We start from the raw sequence: 19,884 nt of genomic DNA on the forward strand, positions 1-19,884 counted from the left end.
CTGACTGAGCTGCACCCGGCGTTGCGACAGGCGGCGGGCTCGCATCCATCATAGGCGAGCACCTGGCTGCAGGCCACCCAGCCTTCATGCGACGCCATGGCGCAGCGCGCCGCTTTCGCGAAATGCATCACGGTTTCACACCGGCTTTGTGTTGGACACCTCCCGCAAGCTTCATGTCACTTGCCAAACGCCGAACCGGATCCCACAGGAAATTGAGACCCATGCACTGGCTCATGGCATGAGCGTTGCATGCGCCCCCTGCACGCACTTGCACCCTCCATGACTTCATCCCACCGCTCCGCCCGCTCCCGTGCACCCGCTCCTTCAGATGCGCCACCACCCAGCGCCCCTGACCTCAGCACGCCGGTGCTCTTGCTCATGGCCGTGGCCTGCGGCCTGTGTGCGGGCAGCAACTACTTCAACCAGCCGCTGCTGCACTCCATTGCCACGCAGCTGCAAGTGCGGGACGCGTCGGCGGCGCTCATCGTGACGCTGGCGCAGGTGGCGTACGCGGCAGGGCTGCTGCTGTTGGTGCCGCTGGGCGACCTGCTGGAGCGGCGGCGGCTCATCACCACGCTGATGCTGCTGGCCGCTCTGGGACTGTTTACCAGCGGGTTTGCGCACAACTACGCCATGCTGGCGCTGGGCACGCTGCTCACCGGCCTGTTTTCGGTGGCGGCGCAGGTGCTGGTGCCGCTGGCAGCCACCCTGGCTGCGCCGGGCCGCAGCGGCCGGGCCGTGGGGCTGGTGATGAGCGGGCTGCTGACCGGGATTCTGGCGGCGCGCAGTGTGGCAGGGCTGCTGTCGGAGGTGGGCGGCTGGACGCTGGTGTACCGGGTGGCCGGCGTCGCCATGGTGGCCGTGGCGTTGGCGCTGTGGTGGGTGATGCCGATGTCACGCAATACGACCTCAGCACCGACACAGGGGTATGGACAGGTCTTGCGGTCGCTGGGCACGCTGGCCTTGCACCACCCCCGGTTGCGCAGCCGGGCCTTGCTGGGAGGGTTGTCGTTTGCCTCCGTCAGTGTGTTGTTCTCCACCATGGCGCTGCTGCTGGCGGGGCCTGCACACCGACTGGGCGACGCCGGCATTGGGCTGGTGGGGCTGGCGGGCGTGGCCGGTGCACTCATGGCCAATGTGGCAGGCCGCATGGCTGACCGTGGGCAGGCGCAGGTGGCCACCGCCGCATCGGTAGGTTTGCTGCTGCTGGGCTGGGGCGCGCTGTGGCTGGGCGCCAGCAGCCTGGTGTGGTTTGTGGTGGGCATGCTGGTGGCCGACCTGGCGCTGCAGGGCGTGCACATCAGCAACCAGAACGTGATCTACCGGCTGGACCCCACCGCCCGCGCGCGGCTGAACGCGGTGTACATGACCAGCTACTTTGTGGGTGCGGCCACGGGCTCGGCGATGGGGTCGGTGGCCTGGCTGTGGGGCGGATGGGGCGCCACCTGCGCGCTGGGCATGGGCATTGCCGTGCTGAACGCGCTGGCACTGGCCTGCGACCAGCGGCTGGCTGTGCGGGCGCTGGGTGATGGTGTGCGGCAGGCTACAGAAGAAGGCGCGGGCGCGTAGCCCCCGGCAGCCGCCAGCGGCGTAATTTGTGACGTACCATCCTCGCACGGTCCCATCCCGAGACCTTTCAAGGAGGCCCCATGGCCAAAGGCGAACAGCGCAGCAACAAGATGGCGAAGAAACCCAAAAAGGACACCTCGCCGCCCAAGGAACACAGCGCATCGGACCGGCCCATGCCGCCGATGACCACCGTCATGCCCAAAGGCAAAGACAAAAACAAATAGGTCACACCAGCACTCCGCCTGCCCCGGCGAATACGCTACCAAAACAATAGCTTCAGGCGCATATTGCATAAGCGCCTGCAGCTATTTTTGTTTGAAATTCCGCATCAGACAGCCCTTCATTCGGCGCTCGCCGCCGCAGGGCTCAGGCAGGCTGGGCCCACCGCGCCAGCCACTGTGCATCGGGCTCTGGCCGGCCAAACAGGTAGCCCTGGTACACGATGTCCGGGGCGCGCTGGCGCAGGAAGTCGGCCTGGGCCTGAGTCTCCACCCCCTCGGCCACCACACGCAGGCCGAAGTGCCGTGCCACCGACAAGATGCCTTCGACCAGCACGCCATCGTCGGCATTGGTGGGGGCCTCGTGCACAAACGACCGGTCGATCTTGATCTCCTGGATGGGCAGGCGCTTGAGGTAGGCCAGCGATGAGTAGCCGGTGCCAAAGTCGTCCAGCGACATGTCCACGCCCAGCGCGGCCAGGGAGCGCATCTTGGCCACCGCGTCATCAAAGTCGTCGATCACCAGGCCTTCGGTAACCTCCAGCGTCAGCAGCCGCGGGTCGGCCCCCGTGGCAGCCAGCACTGCCCGCAGTTGCCCCACAAAACCCGCCTGCCGGAACTGCCGCGCGCTGAGGTTGACCGAGAGCCGCAACCGCCGCTCGCGGAACACCGGCTGCGCCAGCAGCGCGCAGGCATGGGCCAGCACCCACTCGCCCAGGCTGACGATGAGGTCGGACTCCTCGGCCACCGGAATGAACACGCCCGGCGCCACCAGGCCGTCACGCGGATGCTGCCAGCGCACAAGCACCTCGGCACCCGTGACCTGGCCCGACACATCCACCTGCGACTGCAGGTGCAGCCGCAGCTCGCCTGCGCCAATGGCATGGCGCAGTTCGCGCTCCACCCGAAAGCGCTGCTCGGCGGCCTCGCCCATGCCCTGCTCAAAAAACGCAGCCCGTCCGCCCCCGGCCTGCTTGGCGCGGTGCAGGGCGGTGCCCGCGCGCCGCAGCGCATCGTGAGCACCGTCGTCCGACGTTTGGGGGTACAGGGTGATACCCACGCTGGCGCCCAGTTGGGCGTCCTGCGCATCGCCCTCCAGACGCAAGGGGCGCAGCAAGGCGGCCTGCAGTTTTTCGGCAAAGGCCAGCGCATGCCGGCCCGCCAGCGAGGCATCCACCCCCAGGCCATGCAGCACCACGGCAAACTCATCGCCCGCCACACGCACCAGCAGGTCTTGGGACGGCAGGATCTCGGACAGCCGCAGCGCCACGGCACAGAGCAGTCGGTCCCCCATCTCGCTGCCGCGCGCATCGTTGAAAGTGGTGAACCGGTCCAGGTCCAGCAGCAGCAAGGCATGCTGGGTGGAAGGCGGGCGACCTGCACGCCCGCGCAACACGTGCAGCCGCTCCATCAGGGTGGACCGGTTGGGCAGGCTGGTGAGGCCGTCGAAATGCGCGAGGCGGTGAATTTCGTCGGCAGCGCGCTTGCGTTCGGTGATGTCCTGCTTGAGCTCCACATAGTGGCTCACGCGGCCGTCGGTCTGGCGGATGGGGGCCACCACCACAGATTCGATCAATTCCTGCCCGTCCTTGCGGTAGTTGACCTGTTCGCCTGCCCAGCTGTCACCGCGCGCCAGTGTGGTGCGCAGGCCCTCGCGCTGCGCGGGCGCCAGGCCGTTGCTGGAATAGTCTGCCGAGGCGCGGCCCACCACCTCGTCGCGCGCGTAGCCCGTGCGGCGCACAAAGGCCTCGTTGACGTACTCGATGTCCTCGCGCAGATCGGTGATGACGATGGCCTCTGGACTTTGCTCCACTGCCCGCAACAGCTTGCGCAGCGACGCCTCGCTGGCTGCCAGGTTGGCCGCAGTCTGCTGGGCCTCACGCACCCGGCTCATGTAGTTGCGGCGCGACAGCAGCGTGGCTGCAGCGGTCAGCACCAGAATGCCTGCAAGGTACACAGCACCCGCCACGCGGTTGGCCACCTGAACGGGCTTGAGCAACCCCTGAACGTCCGCCCAGATGAAACCCAGGAACAGCAGGGCCGTGAGCCCCACAAGCGTTAGCGTGGCACGCGCTCCCAGCAGCCATCCGGCCAGCACAATGATCACGGGGTAGTTCAGCAGGTTGGGGCCGTTCACGCCGCCATTGCGAGCCGCCACCAGCGACACCGATACCCACACGCCCCACACCAGCAGATAGGTGGCCAGCGTCCACCGCCGCCAGCGGGCCAGCAGAAGCGCCGTGCCGCCAATGCAGCCAGCGACAAAGTTGAGCGCCACGCGCACTGGCTGCACGGGCTGATCCCACAGCAGCAGAAAGCCGATGACAAAACCCAGCAACATCACGGACCAACCCGCTACGCGCACCAGGTGGCGCGTTGTAGCGTCTTCGTGGTCTGGCAGCGGAACAACGGGGGCTTCGGCCATGGCGACGGGAATTACGGGGGAGGAAACCATCGTAACCGCAGGCATAGAAAACGCCTATGAACAAAACGCCGCTGGCGTGGCTGCGGTGCCCATCCATCAGCATCTGCATCGGTGTCACCAAGAACCGTCGCCAGCTTCGGCCCAGGGTGGCCGCCGCAGCCTACAGGCCCGCAAGCGCAGGCCTTATCAATCAGTCCGCGTCGCTGTCCGGCGCAGGCTCGCGCACACCGGAGCCCTTGCCCTTGGCCTTGGCACGCGCGTCTTTCTTTGCCTGGCGCTTGGCGTCTTCGGCCAGGCCTGCAGCACGCCAGGCTTCAAACTCGGCGGGCGTTTCCAGAGTGATGCGGCCCAGGATGGCGGTGCGAAAGTCCGTCATCACAATCTCGGCCGTCTTTTGCAGGTTGACCTTGCCGCCACCCAGCATGGCGCCGCGCTTCTTGCCGATGGCTGCGAGCAGTTCCTCGTCGTGCATCGTGGCCACGGCACCCGCAGGCAGGCCCAGCTTGTAGCGGGACTCCAGCAAGGGGGCGTAGTGTTTTTGCAGGCGGCGCAGCAGCTCCAGCGCCACCAGTTCTTCGTCATACGCGTTGCGGCCCACGGCGCCGCTGGCGGCCAGGTTGTAGCCACTTTCGGGCACCACAATGCGCGGCCACAGCATGCCCGGCGTGTCCCACAGGTAGAAGTCGTCGGCCAGGGTGATGCGCTGCTCCAGCTTGGTGATGCCCGCCTCGTCGCCCGTCTTGGCATGGCGCTTGTTGGTCAAGGTGTTGATCAGCGTGGACTTGCCCACGTTGGGCACGCCGCAGATGAGCACCCGCATGGGCTTGGCCATGCCCCCGCGGTTGGGAGACAGCAGATGGCAGGCGTCGATGAGCTTGCGCGCAGGGGCGGGGTCAGACGCATCCAGCGGCACGGCGCGCGTGTCGCTCTGGGCGTTGTACCAGTCCACCCACAGCGCGGTGCGCTCGGGGTCGGCCACGTCCTGCTTGTTGAGCACCTTGAGCGTGGGCTTGTGGCCCGTGATCTCAGCCAGCAGCGGGTTGGCGCTGGAGCCGGGCAGGCGCGCGTCCAGCACCTCGATCACCACGTCAATGTCCTTGATGCGTTCGGTGATGGCTTTGCGGGTCAGGTGCATGTGACCGGGGAACCACTGGATGGCCATGCGGGGGTACTTTCTTCTTGATTCAACAGGTTCTGAGGGTGGCAAGGATAATCGCGGTCGCACTTGCACCACGCCACCGCGCTATTTGACCTCCATGCCAGCCCCTCTCGACAACTCGCGCAAAGCCAATGCCACCAAGGCCGACAAGGAGCTGCTGTTCAAGGGCGTGACCCTGGCCCTTATCGGCCTGGTCATCTTGCTGGCGCCCTATGTCGCCCGCTCCAGCAGCGTGCGCGACCTCATGACCCAGGCGGCGCTGGTGGGCTGGTTTGCGCTGGTGCTGGGCATAGCATTCGGCGTGCAGTACGGCCTGCGCCGCGCCAAGGCGGGGCGCCGCCAGCCGTGACCTTGCCGGAGTGGACGGCCCCGGCACCGGCTGCGGACGGCGCCACGGCGCAAGCCATGTTCGCGGCGCTGCAGCAACGCGCGGCCACTGCGGGCATCACGCTGCGCAACCCGCCGCCCGAGCCCACCACCTGCTGTGGGCGTGGCTGCAATGGCTGCGTGTGGGAAGGATTCCTGGACGCCGCCGAATACTGGCGGCAAGAGGCCCTGCTGCAGCTGCAAGACTGATTTTGAAGCCGTTTGGGCTGGTAGCGTTAGTGCGATATGCCCTGGCAGCTACAAAATTAATAGCACACCCATGCCACTCGGCACGGTCGCACACTCAGCCCAGCTGCTCCACCGCCATGTACTGCTCGCGCCATTCTTCAAACGGAAGCGTGTCTGCGGCTTCGATGGCCTTTTGCGCGGCAATCGACTCATCGGCCATCGCCAGGTAACGCGCCTGCTGCTCGGCCGTCCAGGGCAGGGCCAGCAGTGCGTCGCGGGCGGCGATGGACTGCTGCCGTGCAAAAGCTTCAAAGTGGTGCTGGTGCTCGCGCGCCATGCTGTCCAGCACGCGGGCCGATGGTGTGCGCTCGGGCGCAGCCATCAGTGCGCGGGCATCGCGCAGTGCAACGCTGTAGTCGTTGGTGCCGTGGGTGGCATCCAGCGCGGCGGCCAAGGGCTCGCAAGCGGCCAGCACTTCAGTGCCCCATTCGGTCAGCGGCACGCTCTGGCCGTTGCGCGACAGGCGCAGGCCGGGCTCGCGGCCCCGCTCGGCGGTGAGGTGCTGGTTCTGCTTGAGTTCGGCAATTTCTGCGGGCGTGTCGGGCGGGCTGTCGGACAGCAGGCAGTGCAGCAAAAACACGTCGAGCAGGCGCATGGTGGGTGCGGTGATGCCCACGGGCACGAACGGGTCCAGGTCCATCAGGCGCACTTCGACGTATTCGACCCCGCGCTCGCGCAGGGCATGCAGCGGGCGCTCGCCCGTGCGCACCGTGCGTTTGGGGCGGATGGTGCCGTAGAACTCGTTTTCGATCTGCAGCAGGCTGGTGCCGAGCTGGTTGTAGTCACCGCCGGGGTTGCGCACACCCACGGTTTCGTAGGCGGGGTATGGCTTGGTCAGTGCCTCGTGCAGAGAGTTGGCGTAGCCGGTCAGGCCGTTGTAGCTCACGGCCAGCGTAGCCTGTGCGTCGCTCTGGTAGCCCAGGCGGCCCATGCGCAGCGATGTGGCGTGGGGCAGGTACAGCGCGCTGCCGCCCTCCATGCGCTCCAGGCGGTGCTCGCGCCCCTCCACAAAACAGGGGCACAAGGCGGGTGAGGCGCCAAACAGGTACAGCAGCACAAACGCGTGGCGCCGGAAGTTGCGAATCAGCGCGAAATACTGCTCGCTGTCCACGCCCGGCAGCGACCAGTTGTAGTGAATGCCCGAAATGGTCTGCATGCGCCGGCCATAGCGGTGGCCCAGGCCCATGCGGTATACGCTCTTGGCGCGGCCCACGTTGGAGCTGCCGTAGCGGCCGATGGGAATGGTCTCGTCCGTGGGCAGGCCGCAGGGCATGCTGGAGGCCCACAGCAGCTCGCCGCCGCTGTCCTTCAGGGTGTGGTGCACGAACTGGTGCACCTCGGTCAGCTCATCCAGGCACTGCTGCACGCCCTTGTGGGCGCCAGTGATCAGCTCCAGCTGCGACTCGCTGTAGTCCGTGGTGATCAGGGGATGTGTGAGGGCCGAGCCCAGCGCCAGCGGGTGGGGGGTGAGGGCCAGGCCACCGGTGGGCAGCACGCGCAGCCCTTCCTTTTCGATGCCACGGCGAATCCCCCCCAGGGCGTCCGCCGGGTAGGCGGCCAGTCTCTCGTGCAGTTTGCTCATATGTTTATACCGATCCAACTTCTGTCGGCCCGGAACTTAGCACGTTGAGCGCTGGCCCGCCCAGAGGGGTGTCAAGCCCTTGCGGCCAAAGCGCGTCCAACCTCGTTGGTTCCCTGCGCTGCGCCACTTTGTGGTACTTGCTCGCCCGCCCGCTCCGTCACCTCGGCCAGGCGGGCCGCCAGTTGCTCGGGCACATCGGCGCCAATGCCCAGATGGATACCTTGGGTGAGGGTGATGTGGGCGGCTTCAAACGTGCCCGCACCGGCACACAGGATAGTGCGCGTGGGCGCGCTTTCGTGCGCCAGCACCAGCATGGCGGGCACCACGGCCTCGGGCTTCAAGGCGTCCAGCACTTCCTGGGGCATCAGGCCCTCGGTCATGCGCGTGGCGGCCGTGGGGGCCAGGGCGTTCACATGGATGTTGTACTTGGCGCCTTCGATGGCCAGAGTCTGCATCAGCCCCACCTGGGCCAGCTTGGCTGCGCCATAGTTGGCCTGGCCAAAGTTGCCATACAGGCCGGTGGACGAAGTGGTCATCACGATGCGGCCATATTGCTGGGCCACCATGTGCGGCCACGCGGCCTTGCAGCAGTTGGCGGCGCCCATCAGGTGCACATCCACCACCAGGCGGAAGTCATCCATGCTCATCTTGGCGAACGACTTGTCGCGCAGAATGCCGGCGTTGTTGACCAGGATGTCCACCCGGCCCCAGGCGTCGATGGCCTGCTGCACCATGGCCTCGACCGCCGCAAAGTCGGTGACCGACGCGCCATTGGCCAGCGCCTCGCCGCCCGCAGCGCGGATTTCATCGACCACGGCCTGCGCCGCACCCACGGTACCGCCGCTGCCGTCCACCGCGCCGCCCAGGTCGTTGACCAGCACCTTGGCGCCGCGCTTGGCCAGCGCCAGAGCATGCTGGCGGCCCAGGCCGCCGCCCGCGCCCGTCACGATGGCCACGCGGCCTTGGAAATCAATACCCATGGTGAAGGTTCTCCTGTTGTCTTGGTCAATCAGTCAGTGGAATAAAAACCTCTGGCACCTGCCCGAATGGGCTGGCGCCGCGCGCTGCACTGTAAGCCACAGCGCGGCCCGAGCAGGTTGCACAGGCGACTGGCCCCTACGCCTCCTCCGGCCAAGCAGGCCGAGCACCGCGCACGCCCACGCGGCACATTGGGAATAATGGGTGCCTGCGCCAGCCCCGGGGTAGCGGCCGGCGCAGCCCTCCTGCACTCATTTTTTGATAGCTGTTGGCGCATGTAATACCGGCGCTATCGGCCATTTTTACCCAAGGATCTCCCATGAAAGCAATCTGGAACGGCGTGGTGGTTGCCGAGAGCGACGACACCGTGGTGGTGGAAGGCAATCACTACTTTCCCGAAAGCGCGCTGCACCGCGACTACTTCACGTTCAGCAACCACAAGACCACCTGCGCCTGGAAGGGCCAGGCCAGCTACCTGTCGCTGCTGGTCAACGGCGAGATGAACACCGACGCTGCGTGGTTCTATGCCGACCCCAAGCCCGAGGCCGCCGAGATCAAGGGCCGCGTCGCGTTCTGGAAGGGTGTGAAGGTCACGGCCTGAAACGGCCTGACAGCACCCTGCGCAGGTTATCCCTGCGCGCACTGGACAATCGTGTGGATAAGTTTTGGCAAGTCCTGTATGACAACGCCAAGTGCTTGATTTGCAAGGAAATGCACTGCATTGCCTTATTTTTAGGCAACCCGGTAAATCATGGCATGGGTTATCCCGGCGCACACTGGACAATGGTGTGGATAACCTTGGATAAGCCTTGTATGGCACGTTTAAGTGGTTGATTTGCAAGGAATATCCTTGCATTGCTCAAAAAACAGGCAATTGCAGAACGTCCTTTGCCACGTGCGGCCGATACCCCTTCACAGGCATCCAAACCCCCGGTTATCCCTGCCCGCACTGGACAATCTTGTGGATAACTGTGAACAAGCCTTGTATGACAGTCTTAAGTCATTGATTTACAAGGCAACTTCTTGTGCCGCTGAAAAAACAGGCAGCACGGGTGGGTAAATCGTCTGCGGTACAGTGCACGTCGGCCCTTGGTTGGCCGCTCTTTATTTCATAGCTGCCAGCGCATGATCCACTAGCGCTAGCGGCCAAAAACACTCCATCCACCAGTGTCCACCACGTACCTTCAGCACAGTCCCGCCGCAGAGCGCAACCAGGGGCCCATCCTGGCGCAGCTGCTGGCGTTGCTGCCCAACACCGGCGCCGCGCTGGAGATTGCCAGTGGCACCGGCCAGCACGCCGCGCACTTTGCAGCCGCCCTGCCCGGCTGGACCTGGCAGCCCACCGACCTGCAGGACACCCATTTCGCCTCCATCACCGGCTGGGCCGCGCAGGCCGGTGCCCGCAACGTGCAGGCGCCCCGGCGGCTGGACGTGCTGCACGACCAGTGGCCCAGCGACGGCCCGGTATTCGGCGCCGCGTCGTTCGACCTGGTCTATTGCGCCAACATGCTGCACATCGCCCCCTGGGCCTGCTGCACCGGGCTGATGCAGGGCGCCGCCCGGCACCTGGCGCCAGACGGCCACCTGGTCACCTACGGCCCCTACCTGGAAGACGGCGTGCCCACCGCCCCCGGCAACCTGGCCTTTGACGCCAGCCTGCGCGCGCAAGACGCCGCCTGGGGCATCCGCCGCATCGAAGACGTGATGGCGGTAGCCGCCCAGGCCGGCCTGCAACTGGCCGCGCGGCACGCGATGCCCGCCAACAACCTGCTGCTGGTGTGGACCCACGCCGCCCACCAACCCTGAAGAGATACGTCCATGACGACACCCACCACCGCCCCCTTCTTCATCGCCAAGGTCGAGCCCGATGGCACCCAGTGCGACGCCTGGCCCGAGCAGCCGCTGCTGCTGTCCATGGAGCAAGGCGGCATCGACTGGCCCAGCTCCTGCCGCAACGGCACCTGCCGCACCTGCCTGGGCCAGCTGGTCGAAGGCACGGTGCGCTACGCCATCGAATGGCCAGGCCTCACGGCCGAAGAAAAGGAAGAAGGTTGCGTGTTGCCCTGCGTGGCCTACCCCACGTCGGACGTGGTGCTGCAGGGCAGCGCCATCTGATCTGCGTCAGGCACCGCGCCTTTCAAACACCAAGCAGGCCCTGGTGCACTAAAATCCAGGGCTTTGGGGGCACGATGCCCCTTTGACGTGCGGCAGCGCCGCATCGCATGTTCTTTGGGGCGGTTTCTTGGAGGCACCACACTTGCCTTCGGCCACGGGGACCTGTGCTGCAGCACACCGCCAGCTGGCAACCGCCAGAGGCTCCACAGAAAGCCCCGACCTTCCATGAACACCCCCCTCACCCCCGTGCCGATCTCGCCCGTCGAGGACATCGTGGCCGAGATGCGCGCCGGGCGCATCGTCATCCTGGTGGATGAAGAAGACCGCGAAAACGAAGGCGACCTCGTCCTGGCCGCCGACCATGTGACGCCGGAGGCCATCAACTTCATGGCCCGCTTCGGCCGGGGCCTGATCTGCCTGACATTGAGCCGCGAGCGCTGCGAGTTCCTCAAGCTGCCGCCCATGGCAGCGCGCAACGGCACGGTGTACAGCACGGCGTTCACCGTCTCCATCGAAGCCGCCGAGGGCGTGACCACCGGCATCTCGGCCGCCGACCGCGCCCGCACCGTGCAGGTGGCCGTGGACCGCAACAGCCAGCCCAGCGACCTGGTGCAGCCCGGCCACATCTTCCCGCTGCAGGCGGTGGACGGCGGCGTGCTGATGCGCGCCGGCCATACCGAAGCCGGTTGCGACCTGGCCGCCATGGCGGGCTGCAGCCCCGCATCGGTGATCTGCGAGATCATGAAGGACGACGGCACCATGGCCCGCCTGCCCGATCTGCAGCTGTTCGCGGCCGAGCATGGCCTCAAGATCGGCACCATCGCGGACCTCATCGAATACCGCAGCCGCAACGAGTCGCTGGTCGAAAAGGTCGGCACGCGCACACTGCAGACGGCGTATGGCGAGTTCACCGCCCACGCCTTCCGCGACAAGCCCAGCCAGGCCGTGCATCTGGCACTGGTCAAGGGCCAATGGAGCGCCGACGACGTGGTGCCCGTGCGTGTGCACGAGCCGCTGTCGGTGTTCGATGCGCTCGAAGTCAACCGCTCCATGCACTCCTGGGGCCTGGACACCAGCCTGCAATACCTGGCCAAACAAGGCAAGGGCGTGGCCGTGCTGCTCAATTGTGGCGAAAGCGCCTCCCAGCTGCTGGCCCAGTTTGAAGGCACCGCCCGCTCCGCCCAGGCGCCCGAGCGCGGCCGCATGGACCTGCGTACCTACGGCGTGGGCGCGCAGATCCTGCGCGAATGCGGCGTGCACAAGATGGCCCTGATGGGCCAGCCACGCCGCATGCCCAGCATGACAGGCTACGGCCTCGAAATCACCGGCTTCATCCCCAAAGAATAAAGACAGGAACAGGATCACTATGTTTGGCGCAGACAAAGGCACCGCAGACAAACTGGACGGCAAGAAGCTGCACATCGGCATCGTGCAGGCCCGTTTCAACGAGAGCATCACCAACACCCTGGCTGCTGCCTGCCGCGCAGAGCTACTGGCCCTGGGCGTGCAGGAAAAGCACATCAAGCATGTGCTGGTGCCCGGCGCGCTCGAAGTGCCCGTGGCCCTGCAGGCCATGGCCGAGAGCGACGAGTACGACGCGCTGATCGCGCTGGGCTGCATCATCCGCGGCGAGACCTACCACTTCGAGCTGGTAGCCAACGAATCCGGCGCGGGCGTCACGCGCCTGTCGCTGGACTACCAGATCCCGATTGCCAACGCCATCATCACCACCGAGAACATGGAACAGGCCATCGCCCGCCAGACCGAAAAGGGCGTGGACGCAGCCCGCGTGGCGGTGGAAATGGCCAACCTGCTGGACGAACTGTCATGAGCGAAAACACCCCTACGCCATCGTCGGCACGTCCGCCCAAGCAAACCCGCACCGGCCTCAAAAGCACGGGCACCCGCAAGGCCGCCTCCAAGTCCAACCGCAGCCGTGCACGCGAATTCGCACTGCAGGCGCTGTATCAGCACCTGGTGGGCGGCAACGACGCTACTGCCATCGATGCGTTCACGCGCGACCTGGCGGGCTTCCACAAGGCTGACTCGGCGCACTACGACGCGCTGCTGCATGGCTGCATCGAGCATGCCGCCAGCATGGACGCATTGATCACCCCGTTGCTGGACCGCAAGATGGCCGAGATCTCGCCCATCGAACACGCCACCATGTGGATCGGCGTGTACGAGTTCCAGAACTGCCTGGATGTGCCCTGGCGCGTGGTGCTCAACGAATGCATCGAACTCGCCAAGGAATTTGGCGGCACGGACGGCCACAAGTACGTGAACGCCGTGCTCAACGGCCTGGCCCCCCAACTGCGCGCCGTGGAAGTGGCGGCCGACAAGGCCGCAGGCGCGGGCGCTGCCTGACCTGCCACCGCCCCGCTGCCGCCCTGCCCGTTGAACCGGGGCGGCTTGGTTTCTTTTCTTTCTACGCCCTCACGCCAACACGTCCACAAGGGGCCCGGTCGGGGCAGGATGCCATTCCATGAAGTTTTCCACGCGCGCCGAGCGCATTGAACCGTTTTATGTGATGGAGGTCGCCAAGGCCGCGCAGGCCCTGGCCCGCGAGGTGGCGGGCACGCGCGAACCGATGATCTTCTTGAACATCGGCGAGCCCGACTTCACCGCCCCGCCCCTGGTGCAGGAAGCCGCAGCCCGCGCCGTGCACAACGGCGCCACGCAGTACACCAACGCGCTGGGGCTGGATGCGCTGCGCGAGCGCATCAGCGGCTGGTACCAGAGCCGCTTTGGCGTCAACGTGCCTGCACGCCGCATCGTGGTCACCTCCGGTGCATCGGCCGCACTGCAGCTGGCGTGCCTGGCGCTCATCGAGTCGGGCGACGAAATTTTGATGCCCGACCCGAGCTACCCCTGCAACCGCCACTTTGTGAGCGCCGCAGAAGGCAAGGCCGTGCTGCTGCCCACCACGGCGGCCGAGCGTTACCAGCTGAGCGCCGACAAGGTGCGTGCGGCATGGAACGAGAAAACGCCCGGCAGAACTGGAAAAACGCGGGGCGTTTTGCTGGCCTCGCCCTCCAACCCCACCGGCACCTCGATAGCGCCCGATGAGCTGCGCCGCATCCATGAGGTGGTGCGGTCGCAAGACGGCATCACGATGATCGACGAGATCTACCTGGGCCTGTCGTACGAGGAAGAGTTTGGCCACACCGCGCTCGCCATCGACGACAACATCATCAGCGTCAACAGCTTCAGCAAATACTTCAACATGACCGGCTGGCGCCTGGGCTGGATGGTGGTGCCCGAGGCCATGGTGCCCGTGGTGGAACGCCTGGCGCAGAACCTGTTCATCTGCGCCAGCACCGTGTCGCAGCATGCAGCGCTGGCCTGCTTCGAGGCCGAGAGCATTGCCGAATACGAACGCCGCCGCGCCGAGTTCAAGGCGCGGCGCGACTTCTTCATCCCCGCGCTGCAGTCGCTGGGTCTGAATGTGCCCGTGATGCCTGATGGCGCCTTCTATGCCTGGGCCGACTGCACGCAGGCCGCGCAGCGCCTGGGCGTGAGCGGCAGCTGGGACTTTGCGTTTGAGCTGATGCGCCGCGCGCACATCGCCGTGACACCGGGGCGCGACTTTGGCACGGCCGAGCCCGAGCGCTTCATCCGCTTCTCCACCGCCAACTCCATGGCGCAATTGCAGGAGTCCGTGGAGCGGCTGCGCAAGCTGCTTGGATGACCAAGGCGAGCGACCCCACGATGGCGTTTGAATTTCCGATCCGGATTTACTGGGAAGACACCGATGCCGGTGGCATCGTGTTCTACGCCAACTACCTCAAGTTCTTTGAGCGCGCGCGCACCGAGTGGCTGCGCTCGTTGGGTGTGGGCCAACAGCAGTTGCGGGAACAAATCGGCGGCATGTTTGTCGTAACCGACGCGCAGCTGCGCTACCACCGCCCCGCGCGGCTGGACGATGAACTGATTGTTACTGCCGCCCTGCAAAGCAGTGGCCGCGCATCGTTGACAATAGTGCAGCAGGCGCTCCTGAAACCAGAGCAGATGACCGACCAGCCCCCGACCTTGCTGACCGAAGGCACCATCCGCATCGGATGGGTGGATGCCGCCACCCTGCGCCCCGCCAGAATTCCCAGCACCCTCCTGGAACAACTCACACCATGAATTCCCAAAACATGTCCATCATCTCCCTGGTGCTGCACGCCAGCTGGGTGGTGCAACTCGTGATGATGCTGCTGCTGGGCGTGTCGGTGGCCAGCTGGGCCGCCATCTTCCGCAAGCTGTTTGCCTTGAAGCGCGTGAAGACACTGAACGAGGATTTCGAGCGCGAGTTCTGGTCGGGCACCAGCCTGAACGACCTGTACGCCGCTGCCGCCCAGAACGCCAAGCAGGCAGGCCCCATGGAACGCATTTTTGCCAGCGGCATGCGTGAGTACCAGAAACTGCGCGAGCGCCGCATCACCGACCCGGGCACCTTGCTGGACGGCGCGCGCCGCGCCATGCGTGCGAGCTTCCAGCGTGAGATGGATGTGGTCGAGTCGAGCCTTTCCTTCCTGGCATCGGTCGGCTCCGTATCGCCGTATGTTGGCCTGTTCGGCACCGTGTGGGGCATCATGCACGCCTTCACCGGCTTTGCAGGCATGGAACAGGTCACACTCGCCACCGTGGCCCCGGGCATTGCCGAGGCGCTGGTCGCCACCGCCATCGGCCTGTTCTCGGCCATCCCGGCCGTGATCGCCTACAACCGCTTTGCACGCGACATTGACCGCGTGGCCACGCACCAGGAGACCTTCATCGAAGAGTTCTCCAACATCCTGCAGCGCAACCTGGGCGCCCAGCCCGCGTCCACAGGCCACACGGCCTCGGGCCACTGATCCGGGAGGCGCCCCATGCCCGCCATGGCATCCCGCGGCCGAGGCCGCCGCACCATCAACGAGATCAACATGGTCCCGTTCATTGACGTCATGCTGGTGCTGCTCATCATCTTCATGGTGACGGCGCCAATGCTCACACCCGGCGTGGTCGACGTGCCCAGCGTGGGCAAGAGCAAGAACATGCCCAAGGTAGTGGCCCAGGTCATCGTCAACAAGGACGGCACGCTGCAGTTCAAGACCCCCGAAGCCACGCGCAGCCTGAACCAGCGGGAGATTGGCGATGCCGCCAGCCGCTGGCAAAAGGGCCAGGGGCCCGAGAGCGCCGTGGTCATCAGCGCCGACAAGGGCGTGCAGTACGAAACCGTGGTGAAGGCGATGGACGCTCTGCAGAAGGCAGGCGTGCAACGCGTAGGCCTGTCGGTCAAGCAAGGCGGTTGAACCGAACCCGCCCGGCACCGCTCAGACGCCCATGCACGCCCACACCGACCGCGACCAGTTTGCCCCGCCCCGTCCACCGGCGCGCCTGCGCGCCATCGCGCTGGCGGTGCTGGTGCATGCGGTGCTGATCGGCGCGTTGACCTGGGGTGTGAACTGGAAGAACACGGCCGACCAGCCCGCCGTAGAAGCTGAGTTGTGGGCCGCCGTGCCCACCCAGGCTGCGCCGCGCGCTGTGGAGCCCCCACCGCCCCCGCCACCACCGCCTGTGCAGCAGGTCACCCCCCCCCCGCCCCCTGCCCCCCCCGTGCGTGCGGCCGAGCCGCCCGACACGCGCGAGGCGGACATCGCCATCGAGCGCGAGAAAAAGCGCCTGGAGCAGGAAAAGAAAGCCCGCGAACAACAGCAGCTGCGCGAAAAGCGCGAACGTGAGCGCAAGGAAGAAGAACGCCGCGACCGCCTGGAGCAGGAGAAAAAAGAGCGCCTGCAAAAAGAACGCGACAAAGAAAAGGAACAGCGCGAAAAGCAGCTGGCCGAACAGAAAAAGGCCGAGCAGGACAAGCAGAAGAAGCTGGCCGAAGACAAACGCAAGGCCGACGAGGCCGCCAAGCGCAAGGCGGAGGCGGAAGAAAAGCAGCTGGCCAAGATGCGCGAGGACAACATGCGCCGCATCCAGGGCATGATAGGTGCCACTGGAGGCGAAAACGCCACCGGCACGGCCCAGCGTAGCGCGGGCCCCTCAGGCAGCTACGGCGGCAAGGTCGCGGCCAAGGTCAAGCCCAACATCGTGTACCCGGACGCCATCTCGGGCAACCCGCGCGCCGAAGTGGAAGTGCGGCTGTCACCCGACGGCACCATTGTGGGCAAGCGACTGGTGCAGTCCAGCGGCAACAGGGCCTGGGACGACGCGGTGCTGCGGGCACTGGACAAGACTGAAACATTGCCGCGCGATGTGGACGGGCGCGTGCCGCCCTCCCTCACCATCGGCTTCAGGCCCCAGGACTGAGCGGGACCCGAGCCCCTCCCTCACGGGGCTTGCACTTCTGCCGTGGTCCCTCGCCTCGTTGCTGATGCGCTGCTCGATCCCACGCCGCAACAGCGCTGACCGCCTGCGTCTGAGCCCTTGTAGCGGTGTGCCCCGGTACGATGGACTGAGCCGTGCCTTGCAAGCCCCCAAAGCAAAGCGCCCGGCAGAACCGGGCGCTTTTTGAGCCTTTTATGCTGGTAGCGCTAGTGGAATATGCGCTGCAAGCTATACATTCAATAGCAATTCGCCAGCATGCATCAGCGGTCGCGCCGCTCCATGCGGCGGTTCAGGTTCAGCGCACCCAGCGTGCATGCCACACCCGACAGCAGGTACACCGTCACTGCCAGCAGACCGAACTGCGATGACAGATACAGGGCCACCAGCGGTGCGAAGGCTGCACCAATGATCCAGGCCAGGTCGGCCGACAGGGCGGCGCCGGTGTAGCGGTACTGCGGCGAGAAGTTGGCCGTGACCGTGCCCGATGCCTGGCCGTACGACAGGCCCAGCAGCACAAAGCCCAGCAACAGGAACATGGTGCTACCCACCTCGCCGGTGTTGAGCAACACCGGCGCCATGAAGCTGAACACGCCAATCAGCACCGCCATGCCGCCCAGCAACTTGCGGCGGCCCAGGTGGTCCGACAGCCAGCCCGACACCATGATGGCGCCCGCCGCGAGGAACGCGCCGACGATCTGCACGCCCAGGATCTGGGTGACTGGCTGGTCGGAGTACAACGTGATCCATGACAGCGGGAAAACCGTGACCAAGTGGAACAGTGCAAAGCTGGCCAGCGCCGCAAAGGCGCCCAGCAACACGTTGCTGCCTTCATCACGCATGACGCGGCTCACCGGCACAGGCTGCAACTCGCGGTCCTTGAGCAGTTCGGAATACGACTGCCCCACCACCAGGCGCAGGCGGGCAAACAGGGCCACCACGTTCACGGCAAAGGCCACAAAAAACGGATAACGCCAGCCCCAGGCCAGAAACTCTTGCACCGTGAGGCTGCTGTACAGGTAGGCAAACAGGCCCGCAGCCAGCACAAAGCCCAGAGGCGCGCCCAGCTGGCCGATCATGGCGTACCAGCCCCGGCGCTCCTTGGGGGCCGACATGGCCAGCAGCGACGGCAAGCCGTCCCACGAACCACCCAGCGCCAGGCCCTGGCCCACACGCAGGATCAGCAACGCCACGATGGCTGTAGTGCCCACATCCTTGTAGCCAGGCAAAAAGGCCATGCCCACCGTGCAGACGCCCAGCACGAACAGCGCAATGGTCAGCTTGGTGCCCCGCCCCCATCGCCGCTGGATGGCCATGGAGATGGCGGTACCCACAGGGCGGACCACGAAGGCAACGGCCAGCAGCGCAAAGGCCATCAGCGTGCCGTCCAGGCGCGACAGGAAGGGAAACAGGAAGGACGGGAAGACAAGAACGCAGGCGATCCCGAAAACGAAGAAGTCGAAATACTCGGACGAGCGTCCGATGATCACGCCCACAGCGATTTCGCTGGGGGTGACGTCTTCATGCGTATCAGCCCGCGAGAGAGAGGCGGCGCTTTCGTGAAAACCGGCCGCGGGGTAAGTGGCAGTGGCGGGGCTGCTCATGAACATGGCTCCTTGACGTTGTGTAGCTAACTCAGACCGTTCCGTTCTACACGCAACTTCTGTGGGCCACAAGTGCGGTTTCACTATGCCGGCTGCAGGAAATGTCCTTCAAAGCCCTTGAATGCACCACATTGGTGCAAAAACAGCCTGCGCTTTTGACCTTGGACAAAATGTCCAATCGACAAAAAAGCTAGCGCTAGTACATTCGCACACATCCCGTTATCCGCGTTTACCCTGAAACGCATTGATCGCGCTCTACACATGCTCAAACTTCCCCAACTTCGTGGGCCCACCTGGCTGCTCGCCCTGACAGCGCTGGGTAGCCTGGCAGGCTGCAGCAAGGCTGTCGTGCTCAACCCTGCCGGTGACGTCGCTGCCCAGCAAGGCCAGATGGTCATCACCGCCACGCTGCTGATGCTGATCATCATCGTGCCCGTGATCGCGCTCACCCTGCTGTTTGCCTGGAAATACCGTCAGGGCAACACCGAGGCCGAGTACGACCCGGAATGGCACCACTCCACCACTCTGGAGCTGGTGATCTGGACCGTGCCGCTGCTGATCATCATTGCGCTGGGCGCCATCACCTGGATCGGCACCCACAAGCTCGACCCCTACCGTCCCCTGGACCGCATCGACGCGCAGCGCCCCGTGCCCGCCGATGTGAAGCCGCTTGAAGTGCAGGTAGTGGCCATGGACTGGAAGTGGCTGTTCTTCTACCCCGAGCAAGGCATCGCCACCGTGAATGAAGTGGCGGCACCGGTGGACCGCCCGATCCTGTTCAAGCTGACGGCCACATCCACCATGAACGCGTTCTACGTGCCAGACCTTGCCGGCATGATTTACGCCATGCCCGGCATGCAGACCGAGCTGAACGCGGTGATCAACAAGCCTGGCGTGTTCAAGGGCATGTCGTCGCACTACAGCGGCGCGGGTTTCTCGGGCATGACGTTCAAGTTCCATGGCCTGAGCAACGAGGACTTTGCCCAGTGGGTGCAAAAGGCCAAGACCGAAGGCAAGCCCCTGGACAAGGGCACCTACCTGAACCTGGTCAAGCCCAGCGAACGTGATCCGGTGCAGCGCTTTGCCTCGGTGGAAGAAGGCCTGTACGACAAGGTGCTCAACCGCTGCGTCGAAGACGGAAAGATGTGCATGCACCACATGATGGCCATCGATGCTCTGGGTGGCGACGCTTACATGCGCGCTGCAGGGCTGAACCTGCCCCAGGACGTCTGCACCGTGCAAAACGCCGCCCAGGTGGTGGCCGCACTCGAAACCCGCAACGTACCGGCACCAACGACTGGCGCCAGCATCCGTCAATGAGC

At 65.4% G+C, this 19,884-nt stretch carries 21 protein-coding genes; 16 read left to right on the plus strand and 5 right to left on the minus strand.

Annotated elements, in window-relative coordinates; genetic code table 11:
* The first annotated feature begins 279 nt into the window (after positions 1 to 279).
* Together CLU87_RS13450 and CLU87_RS23345 are read left to right on the plus strand one after the other, a co-directional pair.
* Positions 280 to 1,569 (plus strand): MFS transporter, encoded by a 1,290-nt coding sequence (locus CLU87_RS13450; protein ID WP_099732176.1) that lies wholly within the window; start codon positions 280 to 282, stop codon positions 1,567 to 1,569.
* A gap of 80 nt (positions 1,570 to 1,649) precedes the next feature.
* On the plus strand, positions 1,650 to 1,793 hold the full coding sequence (locus tag CLU87_RS23345; RefSeq protein WP_167514358.1) for a hypothetical protein: 144 nt from the start codon (positions 1,650 to 1,652) through the stop codon (positions 1,791 to 1,793).
* Between the two features lie 142 nt (positions 1,794 to 1,935).
* Here CLU87_RS23345 and CLU87_RS13455 read toward each other — a convergent pair whose 3' ends face one another.
* Together CLU87_RS13455 and ylqF are read right to left on the minus strand one after the other, a co-directional pair.
* Positions 1,936 to 4,212, minus strand: coding sequence for a bifunctional diguanylate cyclase/phosphodiesterase (locus CLU87_RS13455; RefSeq protein ID WP_099730759.1), 2,277 nt, complete (start codon positions 4,210 to 4,212; stop codon positions 1,936 to 1,938).
* A 190-nt stretch (positions 4,213 to 4,402) separates the two neighbouring features.
* A complete protein-coding gene (ylqF, locus tag CLU87_RS13460; protein ID WP_099730760.1) occupies positions 4,403 to 5,374 on the minus strand; it encodes a ribosome biogenesis GTPase YlqF in 972 nt (323 codons plus the stop codon).
* Positions 5,375 to 5,468: 94 nt separating this feature from the next.
* Between ylqF and CLU87_RS13465 the strand changes: the two genes are divergently transcribed.
* Both CLU87_RS13465 and CLU87_RS13470 read left to right on the plus strand, forming a co-directional pair.
* Positions 5,469 to 5,720 carry a hypothetical protein gene (locus tag CLU87_RS13465; protein ID WP_056064818.1) on the plus strand — a complete coding sequence of 84 codons (252 nt, stop codon included), beginning with the start codon at positions 5,469 to 5,471 and terminating at the stop codon, positions 5,718 to 5,720.
* A 56-nt stretch (positions 5,721 to 5,776) separates the two neighbouring features.
* Positions 5,777 to 5,947, plus strand: a complete 171-nt coding sequence (locus CLU87_RS13470; protein WP_056747202.1) for an oxidoreductase-like domain-containing protein — start codon at positions 5,777 to 5,779, stop codon at positions 5,945 to 5,947.
* Positions 5,948 to 6,041: 94 nt separating this feature from the next.
* Here the strand turns inward: CLU87_RS13470 and gshA are convergent, their stop codons facing one another.
* Both gshA and CLU87_RS13480 read right to left on the minus strand, forming a co-directional pair.
* Positions 6,042 to 7,568, minus strand: coding sequence for a glutamate--cysteine ligase (gene gshA / locus CLU87_RS13475; RefSeq protein WP_099730761.1), 1,527 nt, complete (start codon positions 7,566 to 7,568; stop codon positions 6,042 to 6,044).
* Between the two features lie 71 nt (positions 7,569 to 7,639).
* Positions 7,640 to 8,548, minus strand: a complete 909-nt coding sequence (locus tag CLU87_RS13480; RefSeq protein ID WP_099730762.1) for an SDR family oxidoreductase — start codon at positions 8,546 to 8,548, stop codon at positions 7,640 to 7,642.
* Positions 8,549 to 8,865: 317 nt separating this feature from the next.
* On the opposite strand from CLU87_RS13480, the gene CLU87_RS13485 reads away from it, so the two are divergent.
* The 11 genes from CLU87_RS13485 to tolA all read left to right on the plus strand — a co-directional run bounded on the left by CLU87_RS13485 (position 8,866) and on the right by tolA (position 16,943).
* A complete protein-coding gene (locus CLU87_RS13485; protein WP_056064826.1) occupies positions 8,866 to 9,147 on the plus strand; it encodes a DUF427 domain-containing protein in 282 nt (93 codons plus the stop codon).
* 566 nt (positions 9,148 to 9,713) lie between these two features.
* Positions 9,714 to 10,352: a DUF938 domain-containing protein gene (locus CLU87_RS13490; RefSeq protein ID WP_099730763.1), complete on the plus strand. Its 639-nt coding sequence runs from the start codon at positions 9,714 to 9,716 to the stop codon at positions 10,350 to 10,352.
* 12 nt (positions 10,353 to 10,364) lie between these two features.
* Entirely contained in the window at positions 10,365 to 10,661 is a 297-nt protein-coding gene (locus CLU87_RS13495; protein WP_056747028.1) for a 2Fe-2S iron-sulfur cluster-binding protein, read from the plus strand.
* 225 nt (positions 10,662 to 10,886) lie between these two features.
* On the plus strand, positions 10,887 to 12,008 hold the full coding sequence (gene ribBA / locus CLU87_RS13500) for a bifunctional 3,4-dihydroxy-2-butanone-4-phosphate synthase/GTP cyclohydrolase II (protein ID WP_099730764.1): 1,122 nt from the start codon (positions 10,887 to 10,889) through the stop codon (positions 12,006 to 12,008).
* 19 nt (positions 12,009 to 12,027) lie between these two features.
* Complete coding sequence (gene ribH / locus CLU87_RS13505; RefSeq protein WP_015015031.1) at positions 12,028 to 12,492, plus strand: 6,7-dimethyl-8-ribityllumazine synthase; 465 nt, start codon at positions 12,028 to 12,030, stop codon at positions 12,490 to 12,492.
* Positions 12,489 to 13,028, plus strand: coding sequence for a transcription antitermination factor NusB (gene nusB / locus CLU87_RS13510; protein WP_056064843.1), 540 nt, complete (start codon positions 12,489 to 12,491; stop codon positions 13,026 to 13,028). Before ribH ends, nusB begins: the two co-directional genes overlap by 4 nt.
* 118 nt (positions 13,029 to 13,146) lie before the next feature.
* Positions 13,147 to 14,352 carry a pyridoxal phosphate-dependent aminotransferase gene (locus tag CLU87_RS13515; protein WP_099730765.1) on the plus strand — a complete coding sequence of 402 codons (1,206 nt, stop codon included), beginning with the start codon at positions 13,147 to 13,149 and terminating at the stop codon, positions 14,350 to 14,352.
* A gap of 20 nt (positions 14,353 to 14,372) precedes the next feature.
* Complete coding sequence (gene ybgC / locus CLU87_RS13520; protein WP_099732177.1) at positions 14,373 to 14,792, plus strand: tol-pal system-associated acyl-CoA thioesterase; 420 nt, start codon at positions 14,373 to 14,375, stop codon at positions 14,790 to 14,792.
* Positions 14,789 to 15,502: a protein TolQ gene (gene tolQ, locus CLU87_RS13525; RefSeq protein ID WP_099730766.1), complete on the plus strand. Its 714-nt coding sequence runs from the start codon at positions 14,789 to 14,791 to the stop codon at positions 15,500 to 15,502. The genes ybgC and tolQ overlap by 4 nt, the downstream gene beginning before the upstream one ends.
* A gap of 15 nt (positions 15,503 to 15,517) precedes the next feature.
* Positions 15,518 to 15,940 (plus strand): ExbD/TolR family protein, encoded by a 423-nt coding sequence (locus CLU87_RS13530; RefSeq protein WP_056064849.1) that lies wholly within the window; start codon positions 15,518 to 15,520, stop codon positions 15,938 to 15,940.
* A gap of 31 nt (positions 15,941 to 15,971) precedes the next feature.
* Positions 15,972 to 16,943, plus strand: coding sequence for a cell envelope integrity protein TolA (tolA, locus tag CLU87_RS13535; RefSeq protein ID WP_099730767.1), 972 nt, complete (start codon positions 15,972 to 15,974; stop codon positions 16,941 to 16,943).
* Between the two features lie 278 nt (positions 16,944 to 17,221).
* Here the strand turns inward: tolA and CLU87_RS13540 are convergent, their stop codons facing one another.
* A complete protein-coding gene (locus CLU87_RS13540) occupies positions 17,222 to 18,562 on the minus strand; it encodes an MFS transporter (protein ID WP_056065185.1) in 1,341 nt (446 codons plus the stop codon).
* Positions 18,563 to 18,823: 261 nt separating this feature from the next.
* Between CLU87_RS13540 and cyoA the strand changes: the two genes are divergently transcribed.
* Positions 18,824 to 19,882 (plus strand): ubiquinol oxidase subunit II, encoded by a 1,059-nt coding sequence (cyoA, locus tag CLU87_RS13545; RefSeq protein ID WP_099730768.1) that lies wholly within the window; start codon positions 18,824 to 18,826, stop codon positions 19,880 to 19,882.
* Positions 19,883 to 19,884: the final 2 nt, after the last annotated feature.

The sequence above is a fragment of the Acidovorax sp. 59 genome (genome assembly GCF_002754175.1).
GTDB lineage: Bacteria > Pseudomonadota > Gammaproteobacteria > Burkholderiales > Burkholderiaceae_C > Acidovorax > Acidovorax delafieldii.